This window comes from Agrobacterium sp. ST15.16.024, from assembly GCF_027956545.1.
Classification (GTDB): Bacteria; Pseudomonadota; Alphaproteobacteria; order Rhizobiales; family Rhizobiaceae; genus Agrobacterium; species Agrobacterium cucumeris.
This window is the reverse complement of the sequence record NZ_JAQKGO010000002.1, coordinates 652,370-675,534: the sequence shown is the minus strand read 5'-3', so window position 1 is coordinate 675,534 and position 23,165 is coordinate 652,370. Positions and strand designations below refer to the sequence as shown.

General features: G+C 59.7%; 21 protein-coding genes. 12 read left to right on the top strand and 9 right to left on the bottom strand.

Annotation, left to right across the window (positions count from 1 at the left end; all coding sequences use genetic code 11):
• Nucleotides 1-54: 54 nt before the first annotated feature.
• The 5 genes from PL640_RS11620 to PL640_RS11600 all read left to right on the top strand — a co-directional run bounded on the left by PL640_RS11620 (nt 55) and on the right by PL640_RS11600 (nt 7,635).
• Nucleotides 55-1,779, top strand: a complete 1,725-nt coding sequence (locus PL640_RS11620; protein ID WP_271362011.1) for a glycerol-3-phosphate dehydrogenase/oxidase — start codon at nt 55-57, stop codon at nt 1,777-1,779.
• Nucleotides 1,780-1,781: 2 nt separating this feature from the next.
• Nucleotides 1,782-2,624, top strand: coding sequence for a class I fructose-bisphosphate aldolase (locus PL640_RS11615; protein ID WP_271362102.1), 843 nt, complete (start codon nt 1,782-1,784; stop codon nt 2,622-2,624).
• Nucleotides 2,617-4,116, top strand: coding sequence for an FGGY-family carbohydrate kinase (locus tag PL640_RS11610; RefSeq protein ID WP_271362009.1), 1,500 nt, complete (start codon nt 2,617-2,619; stop codon nt 4,114-4,116). Before PL640_RS11615 ends, PL640_RS11610 begins: the two co-directional genes overlap by 8 nt.
• 257 nt (nt 4,117-4,373) lie before the next feature.
• Nucleotides 4,374-6,578 (top strand): methyl-accepting chemotaxis protein, encoded by a 2,205-nt coding sequence (locus PL640_RS11605; RefSeq protein ID WP_271362007.1) that lies wholly within the window; start codon nt 4,374-4,376, stop codon nt 6,576-6,578.
• Between the two features lie 151 nt (nt 6,579-6,729).
• Nucleotides 6,730-7,635 (top strand): LysR substrate-binding domain-containing protein, encoded by a 906-nt coding sequence (locus PL640_RS11600; protein WP_142841683.1) that lies wholly within the window; start codon nt 6,730-6,732, stop codon nt 7,633-7,635.
• Nucleotides 7,636-7,695: 60 nt separating this feature from the next.
• On the opposite strand, the gene PL640_RS11595 is transcribed toward PL640_RS11600, so the two are convergent.
• Both PL640_RS11595 and PL640_RS11590 read right to left on the bottom strand, forming a co-directional pair.
• Nucleotides 7,696-8,388: an SDR family NAD(P)-dependent oxidoreductase gene (locus PL640_RS11595; RefSeq protein ID WP_271362005.1), complete on the bottom strand. Its 693-nt coding sequence runs from the start codon at nt 8,386-8,388 to the stop codon at nt 7,696-7,698.
• Between the two features lie 10 nt (nt 8,389-8,398).
• The gene (locus tag PL640_RS11590; protein WP_271362003.1) at nt 8,399-9,601 is read right to left on the bottom strand and encodes a pyridoxal phosphate-dependent aminotransferase; all 1,203 of its coding nucleotides are present in this window, start codon (nt 9,599-9,601) and stop codon (nt 8,399-8,401) included.
• 432 nt (nt 9,602-10,033) lie between these two features.
• Here PL640_RS11590 and PL640_RS11585 point away from each other — a divergent pair, with 432 nt between their 5' ends.
• From PL640_RS11585 to PL640_RS11570, 4 genes are read left to right on the top strand one after another with little or no spacing between them, the layout of a single operon-like run.
• Nucleotides 10,034-10,966 carry an ABC transporter permease gene (locus PL640_RS11585; protein ID WP_142841680.1) on the top strand — a complete coding sequence of 311 codons (933 nt, stop codon included), beginning with the start codon at nt 10,034-10,036 and terminating at the stop codon, nt 10,964-10,966.
• Nucleotides 10,963-11,766, top strand: a complete 804-nt coding sequence (locus PL640_RS11580; protein WP_271362002.1) for an ABC transporter permease — start codon at nt 10,963-10,965, stop codon at nt 11,764-11,766. Before PL640_RS11585 ends, PL640_RS11580 begins: the two co-directional genes overlap by 4 nt.
• Nucleotides 11,767-11,791: 25 nt before the next feature.
• Entirely contained in the window at nt 11,792-12,868 is a 1,077-nt protein-coding gene (locus PL640_RS11575) for an ABC transporter substrate-binding protein (protein WP_271362001.1), read from the top strand.
• Nucleotides 12,869-12,877: 9 nt separating this feature from the next.
• The gene (locus tag PL640_RS11570; RefSeq protein WP_271362000.1) at nt 12,878-13,981 is read left to right on the top strand and encodes an ABC transporter ATP-binding protein; all 1,104 of its coding nucleotides are present in this window, start codon (nt 12,878-12,880) and stop codon (nt 13,979-13,981) included.
• A 153-nt stretch (nt 13,982-14,134) separates the two neighbouring features.
• Here the strand turns inward: PL640_RS11570 and PL640_RS11565 are convergent, their stop codons facing one another.
• Genes PL640_RS11565 through accB form a run of 6 tightly spaced genes read right to left on the bottom strand, consistent with a single transcriptional unit; the run spans nt 14,135 to nt 18,925 of the window.
• On the bottom strand, nt 14,135-14,902 hold the full coding sequence (locus PL640_RS11565; RefSeq protein ID WP_271361999.1) for a 5-oxoprolinase subunit PxpA: 768 nt from the start codon (nt 14,900-14,902) through the stop codon (nt 14,135-14,137).
• 25 nt (nt 14,903-14,927) lie between these two features.
• Nucleotides 14,928-15,926, bottom strand: coding sequence for a biotin-dependent carboxyltransferase family protein (locus tag PL640_RS11560; RefSeq protein WP_271361998.1), 999 nt, complete (start codon nt 15,924-15,926; stop codon nt 14,928-14,930).
• Nucleotides 15,923-16,636: a 5-oxoprolinase subunit PxpB gene (pxpB, locus tag PL640_RS11555; protein WP_271361996.1), complete on the bottom strand. Its 714-nt coding sequence runs from the start codon at nt 16,634-16,636 to the stop codon at nt 15,923-15,925. Before pxpB ends, PL640_RS11560 begins: the two co-directional genes overlap by 4 nt.
• A complete protein-coding gene (locus tag PL640_RS11550; RefSeq protein ID WP_271361995.1) occupies nt 16,633-17,073 on the bottom strand; it encodes an acetyl-CoA carboxylase biotin carboxyl carrier protein in 441 nt (146 codons plus the stop codon). Before PL640_RS11550 ends, pxpB begins: the two co-directional genes overlap by 4 nt.
• Nucleotides 17,070-18,464 carry an acetyl-CoA carboxylase biotin carboxylase subunit gene (accC, locus tag PL640_RS11545; protein ID WP_271361993.1) on the bottom strand — a complete coding sequence of 465 codons (1,395 nt, stop codon included), beginning with the start codon at nt 18,462-18,464 and terminating at the stop codon, nt 17,070-17,072. The genes PL640_RS11550 and accC overlap by 4 nt, the downstream gene beginning before the upstream one ends.
• A complete protein-coding gene (gene accB / locus PL640_RS11540) occupies nt 18,461-18,925 on the bottom strand; it encodes an acetyl-CoA carboxylase biotin carboxyl carrier protein (RefSeq protein ID WP_271361991.1) in 465 nt (154 codons plus the stop codon). Before accB ends, accC begins: the two co-directional genes overlap by 4 nt.
• Before the next feature lie 195 nt (nt 18,926-19,120).
• Between accB and PL640_RS11535 the strand changes: the two genes are divergently transcribed.
• A complete protein-coding gene (locus tag PL640_RS11535) occupies nt 19,121-20,047 on the top strand; it encodes a DMT family transporter (RefSeq protein ID WP_271361990.1) in 927 nt (308 codons plus the stop codon).
• On the opposite strand, the gene PL640_RS11530 is transcribed toward PL640_RS11535, so the two are convergent.
• On the bottom strand, nt 20,028-20,939 hold the full coding sequence (locus tag PL640_RS11530) for a DMT family transporter (protein ID WP_271361989.1): 912 nt from the start codon (nt 20,937-20,939) through the stop codon (nt 20,028-20,030). The two genes, PL640_RS11535 and PL640_RS11530, sit on opposite strands and share 20 nt — an antisense overlap.
• Before the next feature lie 198 nt (nt 20,940-21,137).
• On the opposite strand from PL640_RS11530, the gene PL640_RS11525 reads away from it, so the two are divergent.
• Nucleotides 21,138-22,025: a LysR family transcriptional regulator gene (locus tag PL640_RS11525; protein WP_271361988.1), complete on the top strand. Its 888-nt coding sequence runs from the start codon at nt 21,138-21,140 to the stop codon at nt 22,023-22,025.
• 94 nt (nt 22,026-22,119) lie between these two features.
• Complete coding sequence (locus PL640_RS11520; protein ID WP_271361987.1) at nt 22,120-23,073, top strand: tripartite tricarboxylate transporter substrate binding protein; 954 nt, start codon at nt 22,120-22,122, stop codon at nt 23,071-23,073.
• Nucleotides 23,074-23,165: the final 92 nt, after the last annotated feature.

The window sequence follows — 23,165 nt, the reverse complement described above, 5'->3', positions numbered from 1 at the left end:
TTGAACGATCAACAACATTGGGACGCTGGTCATACGCCAGCGAACGGTATTTCTATGCCCAGTTTTCGCGAGGACGCTCTGCGCCGCATCCGGCAAGATGGTGATTTTGATGCCGTCGTCATCGGCGGCGGCATCAACGGCATCGCCGCCTATCGCGATCTCGCCTTGCAGGGCTTGCGGGTACTGCTGGTCGAGCGCAACGATTTTTCCTCCGGCTGCAGTGCGGCGCCGTCACGCATGATCCATGGCGGCCTGCGTTATCTCGAAAACGGCGAATTCGGCCTCGTGGCGGAATCTTTGCGGGAGCGCGATGCGCTGTTGACGCTCGCACCGCACATGGTTCATCCGCTGCCGACGACGATCCCGATTTTCTCGACTTTCAGCGGGTTGTTCAACGCGGCAGCGACCTTTTTCGGCTCCGGCGGCAAACCCGCAAGCCGGGGGGCGCTGGCCATCAAGGCGGGCCTCACGCTTTATGACTTCGTTACCCGCAAAAACCGCATCCTGCCCCGCCATGAGTTTCGCAGCGCCGGCAAGACGCTGCAGCACTGGCCGGGCCTGACACCTGACATCAGATATTCGGCCACCTATTACGATGCATGGATAAGCCAGCCTGAACGGTTAGCGCTGGAACTCCTGATCGATACTTCGACGGATGCACCGCAAAGCATTGCGCTCAACTATGTGGAGCTTGTTCGCACCGGGGATGAATATCGTCTTCGGGTGGAGGAAACGGCAGAAAGCCTGGCCATCCGGCCCCGGATCATTGTCAATGCTACGGGTGCGTGGATCGACGAGACGATCGGCGCGCTGACGGAAGCTCCGACTGCGGAGAAAGCAAAACCTACGGTTTCCGGAACCAAGGGATCCCATTTGATCCTGGCGAACGAGGCGCTTCTCAAAGCCCTGAACGGGCATATGATTTTTTTCGAGAATGCCGATAACCGCGTCTGTATCCTCTTTCCCTATCTCGGCCGGGTTCTCGCGGGTTCAACCGACATAAAGGTGGATCGTCCTGAGCGGGTGCGATGCGAGCCGGAGGAGCGCGACTATATTCTCGATGCGATCCGACAGGTTTTTCCGAATATCGCTATCGACCATTCCGACATCGTCTTTAGCTTCAGCGGCATACGCCCGCTGCCGCGCAGCGATGCCGCTTTTACTGGAAGAATATCGCGCAGCCATTTCATTCACCGCGTCGCCGGCGATCCACCGCAGCTTTGCATGATCGGCGGTAAGTGGACGACCTTCAGGGCTTTTGGTGAGCAGGTGACCGATGAGGTTCTGGCCTTTCTCGGACGCAAGCGGCTGACCGGCACGATGGGTCGCCCAATCGGCGGCGGCAGGAATTTTCCAACCGGTGCCGGACGTCTGCCCGCTTTGCTATCAGAGGAGTTTTCGATCGGCAGGGACCGGGCCGAACATCTGGCGTCGGCCTATGGTTCACGTGCGCTTGAATTGATGGGCTTTTGCCGGGGCCGCCCGGATGACACGCCGCTTTGCGAAAAACTGCCCGTCACGGCTGCGGAGGTGATCTGGCTGATCCGTTCCGAACATGTCCGGCACATGACCGATCTCATTCTGCGGCGAACCACACTTGCCATAACCGGTCGCATCGACGCGGATCTGATCGACGCAATCCTCGGCGTCACGGCACGGGAACTGGGCTGGTCATCAAGCCAGGCGGTGGAAGAACGGCAGCGGCTTATTCATGAGCTGGAGACCTTTTATGGGGTCAGTCCGGCAATGCTTCAACACAGATGCAAGGAGAATGCATGATGATGCGGATTTCAAAAAAGGCGCGCATGAACCGGTTGTTCCGCAATGGCGGATGCCTTGATGTGGCCATCGATCACGGGGTTTGCAACGAGCCGAGTTTCCTCATCGGGCTTGAGGATATGCCGCAGACCGTCGAAAAGCTGGTTGAGGCCGGTCCCGATGCCATCCAGATGGTCTACGGGCAGGCAGATCTGTTGCAGCAGAGGCCGGAGCGGGACAAGCCGGCCCTCGTCATGCGCATCGATATGGGCAACCCCTATAATTCCACGCGTCACAGAACCATGTGGTCGCAGCTCCAGAATTATCACGATCCAATCATCGGCGCGCTGGAAATGGACGCGGCCTGCGTAGTCGTGAACCTGTTCATGCTGCCGGATGAGCCGGAACTGTTTCGTCAATGCGTCGAAAATATCAGCCGTGTGCGGGCCGATTGCCACCGCTTCGGCATGCCGCTGATGATCGAGCCGCTGGTAATGCTGCCCAACGATGTGCGCGGGGGCTATCAGGTGGATGGCGATGCCGAAAAGATTGTTACGCTGGTGCGCCTTGCCTCGGAAATGGGTGCCGATATCATCAAGGCCGATCCCACCAGTGATCCGCAGGATTTTCACCGGGTGATCGAGGCGGCGCGCTGCCCGGTGCTGGTGCGAGGCGGAGGGCGAGAGGATTTGCGCAACGTGCTGGCAAAATCGGCGGCCTTGATGGCTCAAGGGGCGAACGGACTGGTTTATGGTCGCAACATCTATCAGCATGACAATCCGAAGGCCGTTATTACGGCCCTGATGGCCATCATCCATGAGGGTGCGAGCGGTGAGGAAGCATGGGACATCTATAATCGTGGCTGAGAAAAATCACATATTGGGTCTGGATGTCGGCAACACGGTCATCAAGGCCGTGCTGTTCGACACGGCGGGCCGGCAGGTCGCACAACATGCCATCGACGGCCATTCGACATTTCCGCAGCCCGGTTATGTCGAGCGCGATCTTGAAGAATTATGGCGCAATGGCTGCGAGGCGATCCGCCAGCTTCTGGCAAAATCCTCGGTCGATCCCAGAAGCATTGTGGCGGTGGGATGCGCCGGTCACGGCAATGGTCTTTACCTGCTGGACAAGCGGCAACAGCCCTTGCTCGGCATCCAGTCGCTCGACAGCCGTGCCGCCGATATTGCGGCCGAGCTTGACCGGAAAAGCGGAGACTTGCTGCAGGCACGCTGCCTGCAGCGGCCATGGCCCGCGCAAACGCCCAGCCTGCTTGCCTGGGTAAAACGGCATGCGCCTGACATTTACGCGCAGACCGGAACGGTGCTGTTCTGCAAGGATTTCGTCAATTTCCGTCTGACGGGCTGCCTTGCCAATGACATTTCCGACCTCAGCGGTGCGGGATTGCTTGCCTTCCCCGAAGCCAGGCTCGACCGGGAACTCCTGTCGCTTTATGGGCTGGATGATGCCGTTGCCTTTTTCCCGCGTCTTGTGGAATCGGCTGACATCGTCGGCCGCATCACAAGCGAGGCTTCAGACGCAACCGGGCTCTCCGAAGGCACGCCCGTCATTGGCGGGTATTTCGATGTCGTCTCCAGCGCCATGGGGTCGGGTGTCATCAATGCCGGGGAAGCTTCCATCATTGCCGGTACCTGGAGCATCAATCAGGTTTTCGCCGACAAACCGGTCATCAGCCCGGATGTCTTCATGGTGACGACATTCGGCCGTGACCGCTATGTCAATATCGAATCCAGCGCCACATCCGCCGCCAATCTGGAATGGTACGTACACCGCATTCGCGACGACCATGGCGATCATGCCTTCGACCGGTGTAATGACCTCGTCGGCTCGGTTACGCCGCGCGCCGACGATCCGTTCTTTCACCCCTTCATCTTCGGTTCGCGGCTGGGTGCGGAATTCCGCGGCGGCTTTTACGGTCTGGCCGGCTGGCATGGCGAAGGTCATATGTTGCGTGCCCTGTTCGAAGGCGTCTGTTTCGAACATCGTCGCCATATCGGTGTCCTGCGTGAAGCCGGCCTGCCGGTCGACAATGCCGTGATGTCCGGCGGCGGTTCCCGCAGCCAGCATTGGCCGCAGATCATGGCAGATGTGCTGGAAATTCCCCTGCGCGTCGCCGAAGCCCGTGAAACGGGCGCGCTTGGGGCGGCGATCGGCGCAGCCGTCGCTGTCGGTCTCTATCCCGGTTATGAGGAAGCTGTTGCTGCGATGACGCGTGTGGCGAGCGCCTACGAACCGAAAGAGAACCAAGTTCGGCATTACCGTCGGCGTTATGGTCTCTACACACAATTGACCGGCCAGTTGCGAGGCTTCTGGAATGCTCTTCGCCTGCAGGAATAGAGACTTCCGGCTCCGCGGTGCGCAATCACGCGCACCGCATTGCGCTTTCGAGATTCCGAATATCGCGCAGTATTTTGTATATACTGCGATAATACAACTTCATGATGTATTTCGCTTCCCTTGGACTGCTTAAATGCAGGGTGGAAAGTAATTTTTAAGCATAGTTTTCTAATATTACCTTCCAGCCCGATCATTGACAGTTGCGGGCACCCGTAGCGGCGTCCGCCGTCGCGGCAGGGACTTTTGGGGGGAAGGGCATGCTGTTTAAATCGACTACGGGCCGCAATATCTTCGCGGTCGCCGCGTGCGGCGTAATTGCAACAATCGCGGCCTCTGCCGTGCTGTTTTATCGCTCCTTTGAGGATACAAAGGCCAACAGCCTTGAGCGTATGCGGCAGATAGCGCATGCCGAAGCCTTGGTGACCGAAAAGAAGATCGGTGGCACCATTCATATCGTCAACAGTCTCGCTTCCGTTCTGGAATCCATGAAGCAGTCGGGCGAGGCCGATCGGAGCAAGGCTGATCAGCTTATCCAGCACATGCTGGCGAACAATCCTGAAGTCCTTGGTCTTTGGACCGGGTGGGAACCGAACGCCTTCGATGGCAGGGATGCGGACTTCGTCAACAAGGCAGGGTATGACGCAACCGGTCGTTATGTGCCCTATTGGGTGCGCAGCGGTGGCAAAATAAGCAATACCGCGTTGACGGACTATACCACTGCAGGCCCGGGCGATTATTATCAACTGCCCTTCACGCAGAAGAAAACCGTCGTCATCGAACCCTATGCTTATGCGATCGACGGCAAGGAGGTTCTTATAACTTCGGTTGCCAAGCCGGTTGTCGTCGATGGTAAGCCACTGGGGGTCGCTGGCCTCGATCTTTCGCTGGAGGAAACGAGCAAGGCGCTGTCGACCATTCGGCCCATGGGAACGGGTTTCGTAAGCCTTGTCAGTGGCAGCGGCAAGATCATCAGCCATCCAGATGCGGCGATCATGGGGAAAAGCCTCGCGGATGGCGGTGCGCAAACCGCCGGCTGGGATCAGCTGATCGCAAATCCCGGCATCGAGCGGGAAATGACGGCACAGGACGGAACGGTTTCGCTTAACGTTGCCTCGCCGGTCACGCTGACCGGGGACATGAAATGGTACGCAATCGTCTCGGTGCCGGAAGACACGGTCTTTGCGCAGCTGCATGCGATGATGCGCGATGCTGCCTTGACGATCATGACGGCAGCGGTGCTTCTGGCGCTGGCGGGCTGGTTCATTGCCCGGCGGTTCATCGGCCGCATCACGAACATCATCGGTGAGACCGCCCAGATCGCACAGGGAAACCTCCAGCTGACATTGAAGGATATTGCGACCAGGGATGAGATCGGTGATCTGGCCCGCTCGCTGGACGTCCTTCGTGAAAGCAACCGGCAAAAGGCCGCGCTTGAGCAGGAAGCAGAGACCAATCGCACTCTCGGGGAACAGGAGCGCTTGACCCGCGAACGCCAGGCCGCCGATGAGGCGGGCAACATCCGGTTTGCTGTCGACAGTCTGGCCTACGCCTTGGCAAAACTTGCCGAGGGCGACGTGTCGTGCCGTATCAATGAACCCTTCGTCGAACAGCTCGATGCGGTTCGTAATGATTTCAACGGCTCCTCCGGAAAGTTGCAGAATGCGCTGCTGCGCGTGTCGGAAAACGCCTCCGGCATCGATTCGGGCGCTCATGAAATCAAGGCGGCGGCCGATGATCTGGCAAGGCGCACGGAGCAGCAGGCTGCCGCCGTGGAAGAAACGGCCGCAGCCCTTGAAGAGATCACTGTCACGGTGAAAGACGCCGCCAGCAGAGCGCATGAGGCGGGTCGGCTCGTCTCCCGCACGCGTATCGGCGCCGAACGATCGGGCGAGGTCGTACGCCAGGCGGTCATCGCCATGGAGCGGATCGAGAAATCGTCAAACGAGATTTCCAGCATCATTGGTGTAATTGATGAGATTGCCTTCCAGACCAACCTTCTGGCGCTCAATGCCGGCGTTGAGGCGGCGCGTGCGGGTGAGGCGGGCAAGGGTTTTGCAGTCGTCGCGCAGGAAGTGCGCGAGCTGGCGCAACGCTCCGCCGGTGCGGCGAAGGAGATCAAGTCGCTGATCACCAAGTCGAACCAGCAGGTGGAGGAGGGCGTGCATCTTGTCGGCGATACCGGCAAGGCGCTCGACGTGATTGTCGCCGAGGTGCAGGAGATCAATCAGCACGTCGCCGCGATCGTCGAATCCGCGCAGGAGCAATCGTCCGGCCTTCAGCAGATCAACATCGCCGTCAACCAGATGGATCAGGACACGCAGAAAAATGCTGCGATGGTCGAGGAAATGACTGCCGCAAGCCACACTCTGGCGGGGGAGGTTGATGCGCTGAACCGGCTGCTCGGCCAGTTCGAACTCGGTTCGGGAGCGGACGCTTATCGGGGGTCTCTGAAGGCAGCCTGAATGACGGCCTGACGGCCCTCTTCACGCGCAGTGTGGATCACTGTCCCCGTACCGCAATGCGGACGGGGACAGGCGGGGAAATGCAAGATGGACATTATCGGCAAATTGCGCATCTTATCCCTGCAAGCAGTAATGGGATAAGCAGCAGCAGATGGATATCAGGCGTCTGAAATCGTTTATAACGATTGTCGATATGGGGAGCATAACAAGAGCGGCGGATGTGTTGCATATCGCCCAGCCAGCGCTGAGCCAGCAGCTGGCGAGCATCGAGGAACATTTCCGCCAGAAACTGCTGACCCGAAGCCAGCAGGGCGTCGTCATGACCGATGCCGGCAAGGTCGTCTACAGGCATGCCCAGGTGATTTTGCGTCAGATGGAGCAGGCGCAGGCGGAGGCGCTGGAGGCAGGTGCGGTGCTGTCCGGCAAAGTGTCGGTCGGGCTCGCGCCCTTCAGCAGCGCCGCCACATTGGCGCTGCGTCTGATGGAGGAAACAAAACGACTTCATCCCGGTATTCTGCTGCACATCACGGAAAGCGTCAGCCAGCCCTATAGCCAGATGATCATGAATGGTCGTCTGGAGATGGGGTTGATCCACGGCACCGGGCCGATCCGTGGCGTCAAGTTCACGCCGTTATTGCGTGAGGAATTCGTGCTGGTCGTGCATCGCAGCTTCGGCGTGGAGCCCGGCGATGCACCGATCACAGTTGCTGATCTGGCATATCTGCCCTTTCTTCTGCCACCGACCTATAATTTCGTGCGCCGGGCCATCAATCTCGCCTTCACCCGCAGCCGCAAGGATCTGCTCGTGATGGCGGAGCTGGAATCGGTAAGGACCATCGCACGTGGTGTGGATGCCGGGCTTGGCGCGACCATAACGCCCAAGGCCATCGCCGATCGTATCGTGGCGGAATCCAATGAGGAAATTGTCGTCCGGCAGATCGCCAGCCCGATGATCGAGGAAACCCTGTCCTTCTGCGTATCGGATAATACGCCGCTCTCAGAGCCCGCGCTTGCCGTGAAGGAAATCCTGCTGCAGCTGGCGGAAACGCTGAAATAAAGGCGCACCGGCTTGTGATCACGCGCCGGCCTGTTTTCCGGCCCGGCGCGTGAAAAAAGACTAAAGCATCGATTCCTTGCGACAATTCACCAGCAATTCGGCCACCGAAAGATTGTTCGGCAGGCAAAGCAGCGTTTCCACCATTTCGGCAAGATCTGCCGGCTGGGTCATATCCTCGCGGCTGACTTCGGTTTCGCCAGCTGTCATGTCGGTGGCGATGTAACCGGGGCAGAGGGCGGTGGCGCGCACGCCGCTGTCCCACAATTCCTGGCGGATGCCGTGGGTAAGCGCGACGACGGCAAATTTCGTCATCGCATAACCGACATTCGAGCCGACACGCCGCCCCGCCAGCGAGGCGACATTGATGACCCTGCCCTGTCCGGTCTTCACGAGGTGAGGGATGGCGGCGCGCGTGACCCTGAGCGGACCCTTGACGTTGATACGCCACATCTGGTCGAGGCTTTCTTCGCCCGTATCCATGACCCGGACCTTGGGATTGATGCCGGCGCAATTCACCAGCCCATCGATCCGGCCGTATCTGGAGGCGACGGCATCAACCCAGGCTTCTGCCGATCCCGCCTCTTCCGCATCATATCGGTCGGCGGAAAGCCTGTCCTTCACCGCAATGGCGGATGGATTTCGCGCTCCCGCCGCGACGGTGAAACCGGCTTCGTGAAGCCTTGTGGTGATCGCAAGGCCAAGGCCTCGCGATGCACCGGAAACCATGATGACACGGCCACTTCCTCCCAGCATGCTGTTCTCCCTATTTCATTCCATTGCAGAATTCGGCGATGCGGGCGCAGCCTTCGGCGAGGTTCTCCATGCTCGTGGCATAGGAGAGCCGGAAGAAGGGGCTCAGGCCATAGGCCGCGCCCTGCACCGTCGCAACGTGATGTTCGGCGAGCAGCGCCATGACGAAATCGGTATCGTTCTCGATCTTCGTGCCGCCCTTCGTGGTCTTGCCGATCAGCGCGGCAATGTTCGGGAAGATATAGAAGGCGCCTTCGGGCTTGTGGCAGCGAAGCCCCTCGATTTCCGAAAGCTTGCCGAGCACGAAGTCGCGGCGTGTCTTGTAGATATCGGCGCGCTCTTTCAGCAGATCCTGCGGACCGTCGAGAACCGCAACGGCGGCAGCCTGCACGATGGTGGCGACACCGCCGCTATTCTGGGTGTTGACGTTGCTGATGGCCTTGATGAGATCTTTCGGGCCACCGCAGAAACCGAGGCGCCAGCCGGTCATGGCATAGGCCTTCGATGCGCCGTTGACGGTCAGGACGCGGTCGTAAAGGCGTGGCTCGACCTCGGCGATGGTGCAGAATTCGAACTCGTCATAGATGAGGTGCTCATACATGTCGTCAGTCATGATCCAGACATGCGGATGCCGCAGCATGACCGCGGCGATTTCTTTCATCTCCGCGCGGGAGCAGGCAGCGCCGGTGGGGTTGTTGGGGAAGTTGAAAAGCAGCCATTTGGTCTTCGGGGTAATGGCGGCTTCGAGATCTTCGGCCCGCAGGCGGAAACCGTTATTCTCCGGGCAAACCACCGGCACCGGCACCGCTCCGGCAAACTTGACGATATCGGCATAGCTGATCCACGATGGTGCGGGAATGACGACTTCATCGCCCGGGTCGCAGGTTGCCATGATGGCGTTGAAGATGATCTGCTTGCCGCCGCCTGCCACCAGAATCTGGCTCGGATCGTAATCGAGATTGTTGTCGCGCTTGAACTTTCGCTGGATCGCGGCCCGCAGCGCTGGCGTCCCGTCGGCCGGCGGATATTTCGTATCGCCGGCAAGGGCTGCCGCATGCGCCGCCTCGACCGCATGGGCAGGGGTCGGGAAATCCGGTTCGCCGGAAGACAGGCTGATGACTTTGATGCCCTGGGCTGCAAGGTCGCGGGCTTTCTGGGTCATGGCGAGCGAGGCCGAAACGGTGACGTTGTTGAGGCGCTGGGCGATAGTGGGCATGGATGATTTCCGATTGTAACGGTGAAGGCAGGCATCGTCGCGATGCCAGTGCATGACAAAGAGGTTACGGGAATTTTCCGCCGTTTCCCCAATACGACTTCGATGTGAGGTCATACGGGATTTTGATGCATCGCCTTCAAACGGGTGTGAAGTCCATATTCGTATGCGATGACCTCAGAGCAATAAAATATTATGCAGCCCGTCGGCTTAGACCCTAAGCTCGGGGTAACAACCAAGGGAACGACGCGTCGGGCAATATTGCCCAAAGAGGTAACCGACGCGAGCAAGCAGAAACATGCGACGGGTATCGGCAAAAGACCGGATACCTGGACAGGGAGCACACCCAGCAAATTCTAGTCATAGGGCTTGGACGACCCCGTCGTTCGGCTCAACGCGATGCCTCGTGCCGTATTCAACGCGACGGGAGTATAGATGTCGGATATTGCGATCATGAAACCCCATGCCCCGCCACGCCGTGGAATCTCCGGCTGGAAAGCCATTGAGCGCCGGCTGTTTTCGCCCGGCATACTCATATTGCCGCTTTTGATCTTTCTGCTGTTCTTTTTCTTTCTTCCGGCCATCCGCTTGATGACCTTCAGCGTCATGACGCAGAATTCGCAGGGGTTGATCGGTACACCCTTCACGCTTGCCCATTACATCAGGTTTTTCGAGGTCGATCTCTACCAGAAGGTGCTCTGGGCGACGATCCGTATCAGTCTCATCACCTCCATCATCGCCGCGATACTGGCCTATCCGGTCGCGACCGTTCTCGTGCGCGGCAATATCACCACGACCCGCATCATAACGCTGATCGTGATCGCACCGCTGGCCGTCAGCGTCGTGGTTCGCGCTTATGGCTGGCAGCTCATCCTCGGCAATGGCCCAACGGGTCTCTTGAATTATGTCCTGATGAATCTCGGCATTATCGACAGTCCGCTGACGCTGCTGTTTTCCGATGCTGCCGTCATCATCGGCTCCCTGCACATCTTCTTCCCGATGATGGTGCTGCCGCTGTCCTCCGCGCTTGGCAAGATCGATCCCAACCTGCAGCAGGCGGCCCGCACACTCGGCGCGCCGGCATGGAAAGTGTTCCTGCGGATCACCTTCCCGCTCAGCCTTCCCGGCCTCGTCGCAGGTTTCACGCTGGTCTTCTCTCTGGCCTCGGCATCTTATGTCATTCCCGCCCTTATTGGCGGTCCCGGCTCGCAGATGCTGGGCAACATGGTCGAGCAACAGGTTCTCGCGGTCTATGACTGGCCGTTCGGCGCCACCATTGCCACCATCCTCGTCTTCATCGTCATTCTCATCAACGCCGTCTCGATGAGGCTGCTCGGCGGGCGTCGTATCAAGGCAAGCGCGTCATGAACAACAAGCTGACGGGCACTTCCGCCATCGTCCTTTATGCGATTACCGCCGCCATGATGGTCTTCATCCTGGCCCCGACCGTCCTCGTTGTCGCCCTCTCGTTTTCCGACAGCTACTTCGTCACCTTCCCGCCGCAGGGCTTCACCTTCCGCTGGTATGCGGCGGTGATGCAGAACGAGGAATTCACCGCCGGCCTGACCTTCAGCGCGGCGCTGGCTGTCGCCACCACCATTCTTTCATTGGCGCTCGGTGTTCCCGCAGCCTTTGCGCTCTCGCGGGGAAAATTCATCGGCCGCTCGCTGATGAAAGGGCTGCTGCTTTCGCCGCTGATCTTTCCCGTACTGGTGACAGGTCTTGCGCTGCTGCAGCTCTTTTCCGGCTATGGCTGGATGGATACCAAGCTGAAACTTCTGATCGCCCACACCGTTGTCACCTCGCCCTATGTGATCCGCACGGTGCTGACCAGCCTCCAGCTCGTCAATGTCAGCCTTGAGGAGGCGGCGCGCACGCTTGGCGCCACCCGCTGGAAAACCTTCACGCGGGTGATCTTTCCGCAGATCGCGCCCGGCGTCGCCTCCGGCTCGATCTTCTGCTTCATGGTTTCTTTCGACAATTATCCCGTTTCGATGTGGCTGGCGGATTCCGCGAACCTGCCCGTGCCCATCGTTCTTTATCGCCAGATCGGCACGGTCTTTGATCCTTCAGTCGCGACCATGTCCACCATCATCATCCTTCTGGCGGTGACCGTTGTGCTCGTCCTCGACAGGCTGGTGGGTCTGCGCCGGGCAATGGCTATGTAAATCAACAACAAGAGGGGTACCGGAAATGACAGACAAGACCATCATCATGAAACGGCGCAGTTTCCTGACAGTCGCCGCAGGCGCGCTCGCCACACCCTATTTCTACACCGCGGCCTCTGCACAGGACCGCACCATGTATGTCGGCGTCTATAATTCGGCGCAGGGCGGGCTGATCAAGAAGGAAGTCATCCCGGCTTTCGAAAAGGAATATAAGTGCCGGGTGCTGACGACCGAAGGTGCGACGCTTGCCAATATCGCCACGCTACGCGCCACCCGCGAAAATCCGCAATATAGTGTGATGTCCATGGACGATGTCGGCGTTCCGCAGGCCAAGGAGGAAGGCCTGATCGAACAATTGCCGATGGACGAAATCCCCAACCTCAAGAATGTCTATTCCCGTTATCTTTTCGAAGACAATTTCGGCGTCGGTTTTGCGATCTCTATCGCCGGCCTGTTTTACAATCCGACGACGGGCAAGCCGTTCGAGAGTTACGAACAGATGTTCGACAAGAAATATGCTCGCCGCATGCTGCTCAACACACCGAAGAACACGCAAAGCGTGCTGATGCTGATGGTGGCGGCCGCCCTTGCAACCGGCAAGCCGCTGAAAGAAGCACAATATGATACGGATGCCGGCTGGGCCAAACTGGCCGATCTGAAGCCGAACGTGCTCTCAATCTATGACGCGGAAGCGCAGACGATGATGGTGGCGCAGGGCCAGGCGGATTTCGGCGGTATCGAATATTCCAAGGCAGTTTATCCGCACACCAAGAAGGGCGTGCCGCTCGACATGACCTTCCCGAAGGAAGGCGCTTTCACCGGCATCAACTCCATCGCGCTGGTAAAGGGCGGGCCGCACCGCGATCTCGCGCTTGCCTATATCAGCCGCATTCTCGACCCCGGCGTGCAGAAGATGCTTTCGGAAGCCACCCTCAGCGCGCCTTCCGTCAAGGGTGTCGAGTTTGGCGAAGATACGGCGAAATTCCTCGCTTATCCGGAAGCGAAGATGGAATCGCTGAACCTGTTCACACCGGACTGGAAATACATCATTCCGCGCCGCGCCCAATGGCTCGAAAAATACAACCAGACTTTTAACGGCTGAGGAACGCTGATGAAATCCGTAGAAGTCCGCCTGGAAAGACTGACCAAACACTACGGCGGTCAGGTCGTTGCCGTCGATGATGTTTCGCTGACCGTCAAGGCAGGGGAGATTCTTGCGCTTCTCGGTCCGAGCGGATGCGGGAAAACGACCTGCCTGCGTATGATTGCGGGGCTTGTCGATCCCACCTCGGGTGAAATCGTGGTCGGCGGCAAGCCGACCACGCGCACCCCGGTTCACCGCCGCAACGTTGGCATGCTCTTTCAGAACTACGCCCTGTTTCCCCATATGACCGTTGCCGAAAACGTTGCCTTCGGTCTCGAGATGCGGGGTATCTCCAAGGCCGACCGGGAAGGGCGCGTTAAACAGGCGCTTGATCTCGTTCAGCTGCACGCCTTCGGAGATCGGCTGCCGGCGCAGCTTTCCGGCGGCCAGCAGCAGCGTGTGGCGCTGGCCCGTGCCCTGGTGATCGAACCTTCCATGCTGCTTCTCGACGAGCCGCTCGGCGCACTCGATAAAGGCCTGAGGGAAAGCATGCAGGTTGAAATCCGCAGCCTGCAGCAGCGACTTGGTCTCACCACCATCATGGTAACCCACGATCAGGACGAGGCCCTGACCATGGCGGACCAGATTGCCGTGATGCGGGATGGTAATCTCGAGCAGATCGCACCGGCCGGCGAAATCTACCAGAAGCCGCTGACACGCTTCGTCGCCGGTTTCATCGGCGCCTCGAACTTCTTCGAGGCGATGGTGGAGGAACATCGCGGCCGATCCGCGCGGCTCGTGACCGGTTCTGGTGTCCGGCTTGATGTGGACGATATGGGTGCCGTGCAGGGCGACAAGGTCGTCGTCACGGTTCGCCCCGAGGCCGTTTCGGTTTCGCCGCTTGCGGCCGATTCCGCTGAAAGCCCCGGCAACTCCACCACGGCGCGGGTGGAGCAGGTCGTCTATCGCGGTTTCATGCTGCATTACTATCTGCGCCTCGACAATGGCGAGCCGATGATCGCTTACCGGCAGACCCAGACGGAAGGTTTCACCAATGCCGTCAGCGCCGCCGGTGACCGGGTGAGACTGAGCTGGACGAGCGACAGCAACCACGTGATCCAGCTGAATTGATGGTTTTATGGCCGGGGCGCTCATGCGGCCCGGCTTGCGGTGGATGCAAATCTATGCCGTAATTAGATAGCCGGCAAAGTTACGGCACCGCGCTCCTGAAGGGAATGCGATGCCGTAACTTTCGGTACGTCAGAATATGAGGCGTGCCGCGCTTCAGGCGATCACTTCGCGAGCCGGCGCGACGCTGCCGCCGCAGGCTTCCACTTCGCTGCGCACCGTGCGGGCAAGCTCCAGCGAGCCGGGTGTGTCGCTGTGAACAAGGATCGACCGGGCGCGAACGGGAATGATCTCACCCTCGATGGTCGTGACCGTGCCTTTTTCCAAAAACTGGCGCACCCTCGCACGAACTTTTCCCTCTTCCTTGATGACGGAATTGGGCAGCTTGCGTGGCACGAGCTGGCCCTTTACATCATAGGCGCGGTCGGCGAGGAAGAGGTTGAGCACTTTCAGGCCGCAATCCAGCGCCGCCTTTTCGATCAGCATGTCCGGCATCGAAAAAACGATCAGTTCGGGATCGACCGCCCTGATCTTTTTCATGATCCGTTCGGCAAGGGCCGCATCGCGATTGATCATGTTGCCCATGGCGGCATGGAAGCTGATATGGGAGAGCGCGACATCCTGCGCTTTCGCAATCGCCGAAAGCGCGCCGAGCTGGTAGAGAACCTGCTGTTCCATTTCTTCCGCGTCGACGGGAATTTCGCGGCGGCCGAAGCCGAGACGGTCGGCAAGGCCGGGATGGGCGCCGATGCCGACGCCGTTCTGTTTGGCAAGACGCACCATGCGCGCCATCATTTCCGGATCGCCGGCATGGAAACCGCAGGCGATATTCGCCGAAGAGACGACTTCCATAAGCTTCTCGTCGTCGCAGACCTTATAGACGCCGAAACCTTCGCCCATGTCGGAATTAACATCGATCTTCATGGTTCCCTCTCCTTGTTCTTCAGGATTATCGTTTTATCAGCGTGCCGAGTGCGGCGGTAACCAGCGGCAGGGTTCTGCGGATATCCGCGAAATAGTCGTCGATTGCCTTTTCGACCTCCAGCGCCTCGCGCACCGTTGCCTGCACGAAGCGGATGCGGCTGCCGATGCGGGCCTGGCCGAGACGCCACAGGTCACTGTCGATGATGCCGGCCATCTTGGGATAACCGCCAGCCGTGTTGGCGTCGCTCATCTGGATGATCGGCTCGCCACTTGGCGGCACCTGAACCACGCCCGGGATGACGCCATAGGAACGTAGTTCCACGGGAGCCGAAAGGGTCAGCGGTGTTCCGGCCAGCCGGTAACCGGTGCGGTCGCTCTGTGAGGTGATTTTCCAGGCTTCCGACCAGAAACGTTCGGCGCTGTCGCCGAAAAGATCATGTTCGGCGGCTGGAATGGCTCTCAGCAGCAATTCGCCGGTGTCGGACACCGGAAACATGTCCGGTATCGCTTCTGCAAGCGGCGTAAGGCCCAGGCCGCTTGCAGGCAGAGCGAGCGGCACGGATGGCAGAACTGGCAGCCTGTCGCCGGTGGTGAGATGCCGTCCTTCGTGACCGCCGAATGAGCCGCGAAGAGAAGTGCTGCGCGATCCCATCACCACCGGAACGTCGATGCCGCCCTGAAGGCAGAGATAGGCCCGCGCGTTTTTCAGCGGGGTCGAAAGCTCGAGGATTTGACCCTTCTCGGCCCGCACACACCAGTAAGGCGGTAAATCCGCACCATCGAGCCGTGCAGCGCAATCCGCGCCGGTTACCGCGAAGGTCAGCGCCTCTTCGAATTCGATGCGGAAAGGAAAGGTCTGGATTTCAATCGCCGCGGCCTCTTCGCCGTTCCCGGCGAGAAGATTGCCGACCCTGAGCGCAATCGGGTCCATCGCGCCCGTGGCGGTGATGCCGATATTGCGGTAACCCGCGCGGCCGAGATCCTGCACGGTGTTCAGCGGTCCGCAGGCAAGAACATGGATCATAGTTCGATCCTTTCGGGAAGGAAGCGAACGCGATCGCCGGGCGCCAGCACCGCCGGCTGTTCGGCCGTGGCATCAAACATGGTGATTTCGGTGAAACCCAGCGAGTTCCAGCCATTTGGCCCGGTCAGAACCGAGATGCCGGACTGCATGCCGCCGATCGTCACCATGCCCTTCAACATGCGAAGCGATGGGACTTTCTTGCGCGGCATGAAAATGCGCGGATCGAGGCCGCCGAGATAACCGAAGCCCGGTGCGCTGCCGACGGCGAAAACCGTATAGGTGCGCTCGAAGTGCAGACGCACGACCTCCTTGTCCGGCAGGCCGGAATAATCGCAGATCGCCGCAAGGTCGATGGCGTGTTCGCCGCCATAGGTCGTCGGCACCTCGATGGTCTTGCCGAGAAGATCGAGTTCCGCGGTTCTTTGCCAGATGTCGAGAAGCTCGTCCTGCAAGCGCCCGGCATCTTCAGGCGTGCCGCGCAGCACGATCAGCAGATTGGTCATGCCGGGTATGAGTTCCAGCACCTCCGGGCGATCTTTTAGCGCGCGCGTCAGCGCCCAGATGCGCCGCTGGGCGGGAAGGTCCAGCTCGCCGGGCGCTTCGATCAGAAACGTCCTGTTGCCGATCATCGAGATTTTCGGCAGGCCCAGATGGGCGGGGGTGAGGTGGGGCGTTTTCAGCGGGAGGTTGCTCATCGACGTCACCATCATGTTTCGGTCTTGAGAAGGGGAAAGCCATAGCCGACAAGCGTGCCGGTTTCCGCCACGATTTCGCTGACGGTGCCGGCTTTTTCGGCGATGACCGGAACAAGCACGAGGCCTGCCGTCACGAAGGCGACGATTTCACCTTTCACTACGGATTGTCCTGCCTGAACCACCCGGTCTGGGCGCTGCGGATGGGCGGGTGTGAAGATGCCAGCCATCGGAGCGCGGGCGAGAATATCCCCCGTCTTTACCGGCGCTTTGTTCGTTTCAATGGGCCGCAGCGCGGCAGGGGTCTGATCGCCTGCCATGCCAACGATCTTCAGTGACCCATCGGGGGTCTCGATCTCGATGGCGGAGACGTTGTTGCGCTCGAGGTGAGCGGCAAGATCGGCAATCGTGCCGGGCTTGCTGTAGCGGGATATGGAAACAGGCTGTCGTTTCACTGGGCACTCCGCGCTGCAAGCCAATGTTCGAGGTAGTGAATATCCGTGCCGCCTTCGGAGAAGGCCGGGTCGTCCAATATTTCCCGATGTAGCGGCAGGTTGGTGGAGACGCCTTCGATGCGCATTTCGCCAAGCGCGCGGCGCATGCGCAGAATCGCCTGTTCGCGCGTCGGCGCGTGGACGATGAGCTTGGCGATCAGGGAATCGTAGTGGGGCGAAACCCGATAACCCGCCGTCACATGGGTATCGACCCGCACGCCGGGGCCGCCCGGCAGGTGAAGGGACGTGATCAGACCTGGGCAGGGAATGAAATTATAGGGGTCTTCGGCATTGATGCGGCATTCGATCGAATGCCCTTCGCAGGTGATGTCCTCCTGCGAAATCTCGAGCGGATGGCCGAGGGCGACGAGAAGCTGCTGGCGCACCAGATCCACGCCCGAGGTCATTTCCGTGACCGGATGTTCGACCTGCAGGCGGGTATTCATTTCGATGAAGTAGAATTCGCCGTTTTCATAGAGAAACTCGAAAGTGCCGACCCCGCGATAACCGATCTGGCGGCAGGCTTCCACACAGCGATTGCCGACGAAAGCCGCGACATCCGGCGGGATGCCGATGGCCGGGCCTTCTTCGACGACCTTCTGGTGCCGGCGCTGCATGGAGCAGTCGCGCAGCCCCACCCAGACGCCACCGCCATGGCCATCGCAGAGAACCTGAATTTCGACATGACGCGGATGTTCGAGGAATTTCTCGATATAGAGTTCCGGCGTGCCGAATGCCCGGCTTGCTTCTTCACGCGTGACGAGCACGGCGTCCTGAAGGGCGGAAGCCTCGCGCACAACGCGCATGCCGCGTCCGCCCCCGCCGCCGGCCGCCTTGACGATGACGGGATAACCGATTTCGGCGGCGATTTTCGAGACTTCGGCCATGTCATCCGGCAGGGCGGAATCAGGGCCGGGAACGCAGGGCACGCCGGCCTTCATCATCGCCCGCTTCGCCGCGATCTTGTCGCCCATGGTGCGGATGGCGTCGGCGCGTGGGCCGATGAAGACGGCTCCCGCCGCCTCCACGGCCTCCGAAAAAGACGCTCTTTCGGATAGAAAACCATAACCGGGGTGAACCGCGCCAGCGCCGGTTAGCTCCATTGCGAGCAATATGGCCGGCGCGTTGAGATAGCTCTGGCCGGGAGAGGCCGGGCCGATGCAGATGGCGATATCGGCCGCCTTCAAATAATCCGCATCCTTATCGGCTTCCGAATAGACCATGACGGTCTTCAGGCCGAGTTCGCGGCAGGCGCGCTGCACGCGCAGTGCGATCTCGCCGCGATTGGCGATAAGGACACTGTCGAATGTTCTTTGTTCGGCCGTTGCCTTTGGGAGTGACGCATCCATCATTCGAACTCCAGCACCGGCTGTCCGAGTTCGACATCTTCGCCGTCATTGGCGAGAAATCTGGCGATCCTGCCGCTGCGTTCGGCTCTCACGGTGTTGAACACCTTCATTGCTTCGATGATGAAGAGTTCCTGTCCATGCCTGACCTCATCACCGGCTTCGACGAAAGGCGGCGTGCCGGGGCTCGGGGCGCGATGGAAAAGACCGAATGAGGGCGCTGCGACGATGCCGGATGGTGCCGGACCGGCGACGGTGGAGGCCGAAGCCTGTTCTTCGGCGCGCGGTGTCTCGGATGCTGTTTGCGCCACCGGAACAGGCCGGGGCTGTGGGGATGGCGATTGCAGTGAAATGGCGCTGTTTTCACGAATGATCCGGACCGTGGTTCCCTCCTGGCTCACGGTCAATTCGGACACTCGCGAAGAGCCGACAAACTCGATCAGTTTCTTGATCTTTTCCAGATCCATATTGGTTTCCAACGTCTTTTTGTATCCCCACGGTGGCGGGCAAACGGAGCGGAATCCGCAGCCTGTCCATCAGCAATAGCTACCATGTGGGCAGCATTAATGGGGTCAGACGAAGTTCCTATGGACACTGCTTTGAGGTTTGATATCCAGCCTTTGCGTGGTGAAACGGTTCGAAGACGTCCGAAGGAACGAACCATGGAACCCCGCAAAGGCATTCTCCTTAAAATCTCCGCGGCACTTGCGCTGGTGCTGATGGGCGCCTGTATCAGCGGTCTCAAGGGAGAGATCCCCATCGGCCAGGTCGTCTTTTTCAGGTCGGCGGTGGCCATGCTGCCGCTCTGTCTGTGGATGGCTTCGCAGGGCGGTTTCCGGAGGCAGGTGGCCACAAGCCACATTGGCGGGCATCTGGTACGGAGTTTCTCCGGTACCGGTGGCATGGTTTTCAGCTATCTGGCACTGGCCTATATTCCGCTCGCCGATGCTACGGCCATCAGCTACGCGACACCGCTCTTCACAGTGATTCTGGCGATGCTGCTTTTGAAGGAAGTCGTCAGGATGTATCGCTGGACGGCGGTGGTCTTCGGGCTGTGCGGCATCGTGCTGATCCTGTCGCCACATTTTTCCTTCGATGTTGCGGATATCACTTCTGGCACCCGTATTGCCATGCTCGGCGGTCTTTTTGGACTGGCTGCCGCTTTTTTCTCCGCAATATCGATGATCCAGATTCGGCATCTGACGCAGACGGAAAATACCGGCGCGATCATCTTCTATTTCACCCTGCTCACCACCGTCATCGGTTTTGCGAGCATCGGCATGGGCTGGACAATGCCGACCGCGTGGCAATGGGCACTGCTGATCGGCACCGGTCTCATCGGCGGAACCGCGCAGATATTGGTAACGCTCAGCCTGCGCTATGCGGAGGCGTCGCTGCTGGCGCCGTTCGATTACACGACGATGATCTGGGCGCTGTTGATCGGTTACGCCTTCATGGATCAGGTGCCGGCGCTCACCACCATTATGGGAGCGTCGATCGTGGTTGCTGCCGGCTTATTCACGTTATGGCGGGAAAGGCGGCTGCATAAAAAGCGTATCACCGATGAGCTTACGCTCTCGGCTCCCTGATGGGTTGTTTCGCCAGCCGGCTTTCGCGCCACATGGCGAACAGTCCGGCAGCAATGACTGTCAGTGCGCCGACGATGGTCGCGCCCGTCGGAACTTCGGCCATGAAGAGATAACCGAGAGCGATCGCCCAGATCATCGTCGTGTAATCGAAAGGCGCCAGCAGCGAGGCCTGGGCATGCCGGAGGCTGAGCGTCATGGTGATCTGGCCGATGCCGCCGGCGAGACCCCCGCCGGCAAGCAGCAGGAACTGGTGAAAATCCGGCATTTTCCATCCAAATATGATCGTGGTGAAGCCGGCGACAACTCCCGTCAGCGTATAGATGAGCACGATGCGTGACGGCTTTTCGATGCTGTTCAGGTGACGGACGGCGATGGAGGAAAAGGCGGCGCAAAGCGCACCGGTCAGCGCCAGTGCGGTTCCGATCATTGCAACGCCATCGATCCGGCCTGATGCGGTATCCAAGACCAGATTGGGTGATAAGGTGATAAAGACGCCGATGAAGCCGGTGAGCACGGCGGACCAGCGGAAAACCCGCACCTTTTCGCGCAAGAGCAGCGCTGCCAGCATGATGGTGAAAAGCGGCGTCGTGTAGCTCAGCACGGTCACATTCACCAGCGGCAGATAAGCGAGCGCCAGAAAGCCGAAGAACATGCCGCCAAGCCCGGCCGAGCTGCCCGCGAGCAGGCTGCCGATGTTTTTCCGGGCCGGGATGGTTATCCGCTCGGACGATGCGATGAACCAGAGACAGAGGGGAATGAGGGCAAAAAATCCCCGACAGAAAACGACTTCGCCCACCGGGATCGCCCCGTCCAGGCCCTTCACACAGGCGGACATGACTGTGAATGCCAGCATGGCCGTCAGCTTGAGCAAAATACCGGTCTTAGGATCCATCCCGCTCCCCATCGCAGCCAGGACCGTGTCATGGGAAAGAAGCGGAGAAAAGCCTTAGCCGGCTGTCATAAGAATCTTGTCTTACCCCATCACTTGCCCCATTGCCCACCTTTCGCGGAAAAGGGCTTTTTGCCCTAGGTCACGGCGGCGATTTGGTGTCATGATCACCTCGTGAACCGGCGGGAGGTGGAAGCGGGCATGTTGGATTTGCGCAGGCTGCGATATCTGGTCGCGATTGCCGATTGCGGCTCAATGTCGGCTGCGGCGCGGCAGTTGGGGATAGCCCAGCCGGCGCTCAGCCACCACATCACGGAACTCGAACGGCTGGTGGGTTTTCCCGTGCTGCACCGGCTGGCGCGCGGCGTGAAGGCGACGGAGAAGGGCGAAGTGCTTCTCGCCCATGCCCGGGAGATCACCGAGAAAGTTCGGCAGGCGGAGGCGGAAATTCGCGCCATGGCCTATCTGGACGAGCGGGTGATCCGGCTGAGCCTCATCCCCTCCTGGGCCACGGCCTTTGCACCAAGCATCATCAGTGAAGTTGCCGCTTCGATGCCCAAGGTTTCGCTGCGGCTGATAGAGGCACGCAATGATGAATCGCTACGACTCATTCGTCTTGGCAAGGTGGATATGGCGGTTGCGCTTGTCGGTGCGGAAGAGAAGGCCGACGATCTCATCGTCAAGGAGAGCTTGTTTGCAGTTTCCTCAAGGCCACTCGGCCGGTCGATGCCGCTTGAGGCTGCGGCTCAGCTCAATCTGATCCTGCCGCCGAGAGATAATCCGCTGCGCGCATCGATAGACGAGGCCGCTACCCGCGCCGGTATTGGCCTGAATGTGACGATGGAGATAGACGGGCAGGATACGATCAAACGGGCCGTAAGCGCCGGCATCGGTGCGACGATCCTGTCATGGAATTCGGTTCAGCAGGAGGAGGAGGCCGGCCAGCTTGAGGCCGCGCATATAACCGATCCGGTTATTTATCGCTCCATCCATCTGCTGAAGGGCAGGGAGGTGGATGAGCGCACCTTCAGGCTGTTTCGGGACCTGCTGCGGTCGGTCGCAAGGCGCGAACCTTCTTTCAACCCATAAAAGATTTGTATGGGTAGTTTGAAAACTCGGTATTTGTGTTGTTGATGGCTTGTTCCTAGCCTCCCCGGTGAAAGCGTATCGGGGAGGAAAAGATATGCGTTTGAAGACATCTCTGCTTGGTGTGTTGGCGGCAGCGGGAATCTTTGCTGCGGGAGGGGCGGCGGCGGAATATCCGGAGCGGCCGGTGACGCTGGTCATCGGTTATCCGGCCGGTGGCGGCACCGATCTCCAGTCGCGGGCGCTGGTGCCCTATCTTGAAAAATATCTCGGCACATCGGTCGTGGTGGAAAACCGCGAAGGTGCCGGCGGGCTGATCGGCGCAACCTATATCGCCAATGCCAAGCCTGATGGCTACACCATCGGTGCGTTGAATTTTCCGTCCATGTATTCGCCGATCGTGCAGGGCAACGCCAGCTACAAGGAGGACGCCTTCACCCCGCTCGCAAACCAGATCGGCGGCGATCTGGCGCTGACGGTCAACAAGGTGTCGCCGATCAAGACCGCCAGGGAATTCGTCGAGGCGGCCAAGGCTAACCCGGTCGTCGTCGGCGTGACCGGCATCGGCCATCCGAGCCAGATCACTGCGCTGCTGTTTGAAGATGCGGCGGGCGTGAAGCTGAACTTCGTGCCCTTCAATGGCGGCGGACCAGCAAGGCTCGCCATGCTTGGCAACCACGTCACGCTCGGTTTCATGAACCTCAACGAGGTTTTTGCCGACAATCGTTCCGGCGCACTTCGTGTACTGGCCACATCAGGTACCGAGCGCTCGCCGCTGTCGCCTGACGTGCCGACCTTCAAGGAAGCCGGCTACGATGTTCAGTTCAGCCTGCTTGCCGGTTTCGGTGCGCCGAAAGGTCTGCCGGCGGATGTGGAGGCAAAGTTGGTCGATGCCTTCCAGAAGGCGCTAGAGGACCCGGATTATCTTGCCGACGCCAAGAAGCGCGAACTGACCACGCTGCCGCTGACGCAGGCCGAATTTGCCGAGGCGCTCAAGAAGGGCAACGCCAATCTGGCCGAGCTCTGGAAAAGCAAGCCCTGGACAAAATAAGCGGCCGGTACCGACCGCTTCTCTCACCCCTAATCAAAATGACGCTTGGGCCGCGTTTGGTCCGGGCATGACCCACTGTTGAAAGGAACCCG

Excerpts from the sequence above, each read along its gene's own strand:
- PL640_RS11565 (WP_271361999.1), bottom strand. The coding sequence starts at position 14,902 with ATGAAGATCGATGTTAATTCCGACATGGGCGAAGGTTTCGGCGTCTAT.
- PL640_RS11525 (WP_271361988.1), top strand. The coding sequence starts at position 21,138 with ATGTTGGATTTGCGCAGGCTGCGATATCTGGTCGCGATTGCCGATTGC.
- PL640_RS11600 (WP_142841683.1), top strand. The coding sequence starts at position 6,730 with ATGGATATCAGGCGTCTGAAATCGTTTATAACGATTGTCGATATGGGG.
- PL640_RS11520 (WP_271361987.1), top strand. The coding sequence starts at position 22,120 with ATGCGTTTGAAGACATCTCTGCTTGGTGTGTTGGCGGCAGCGGGAATC.
- accC (WP_271361993.1), bottom strand. The coding sequence starts at position 18,464 with ATGATGGATGCGTCACTCCCAAAGGCAACGGCCGAACAAAGAACATTC.
- PL640_RS11615 (WP_271362102.1), top strand. The coding sequence starts at position 1,782 with ATGCGGATTTCAAAAAAGGCGCGCATGAACCGGTTGTTCCGCAATGGC.
- PL640_RS11535 (WP_271361990.1), top strand. The coding sequence starts at position 19,121 with ATGGAACCCCGCAAAGGCATTCTCCTTAAAATCTCCGCGGCACTTGCG.
- PL640_RS11585 (WP_142841680.1), top strand. The coding sequence starts at position 10,034 with ATGTCGGATATTGCGATCATGAAACCCCATGCCCCGCCACGCCGTGGA.
- PL640_RS11580 (WP_271362002.1), top strand. The coding sequence starts at position 10,963 with ATGAACAACAAGCTGACGGGCACTTCCGCCATCGTCCTTTATGCGATT.
- PL640_RS11560 (WP_271361998.1), bottom strand. The coding sequence starts at position 15,926 with ATGATCCATGTTCTTGCCTGCGGACCGCTGAACACCGTGCAGGATCTC.
- PL640_RS11605 (WP_271362007.1), top strand. The coding sequence starts at position 4,374 with ATGCTGTTTAAATCGACTACGGGCCGCAATATCTTCGCGGTCGCCGCG.
- pxpB (WP_271361996.1), bottom strand. The coding sequence starts at position 16,636 with ATGATGGTGACGTCGATGAGCAACCTCCCGCTGAAAACGCCCCACCTC.
- PL640_RS11570 (WP_271362000.1), top strand. The coding sequence starts at position 12,878 with ATGAAATCCGTAGAAGTCCGCCTGGAAAGACTGACCAAACACTACGGC.
- PL640_RS11590 (WP_271362003.1), bottom strand. The coding sequence starts at position 9,601 with ATGCCCACTATCGCCCAGCGCCTCAACAACGTCACCGTTTCGGCCTCG.
- PL640_RS11620 (WP_271362011.1), top strand. The coding sequence starts at position 55 with ATGCCCAGTTTTCGCGAGGACGCTCTGCGCCGCATCCGGCAAGATGGT.
- accB (WP_271361991.1), bottom strand. The coding sequence starts at position 18,925 with ATGGATCTGGAAAAGATCAAGAAACTGATCGAGTTTGTCGGCTCTTCG.
- PL640_RS11595 (WP_271362005.1), bottom strand. The coding sequence starts at position 8,388 with ATGCTGGGAGGAAGTGGCCGTGTCATCATGGTTTCCGGTGCATCGCGA.
- PL640_RS11530 (WP_271361989.1), bottom strand. The coding sequence starts at position 20,939 with ATGGATCCTAAGACCGGTATTTTGCTCAAGCTGACGGCCATGCTGGCA.
- PL640_RS11575 (WP_271362001.1), top strand. The coding sequence starts at position 11,792 with ATGACAGACAAGACCATCATCATGAAACGGCGCAGTTTCCTGACAGTC.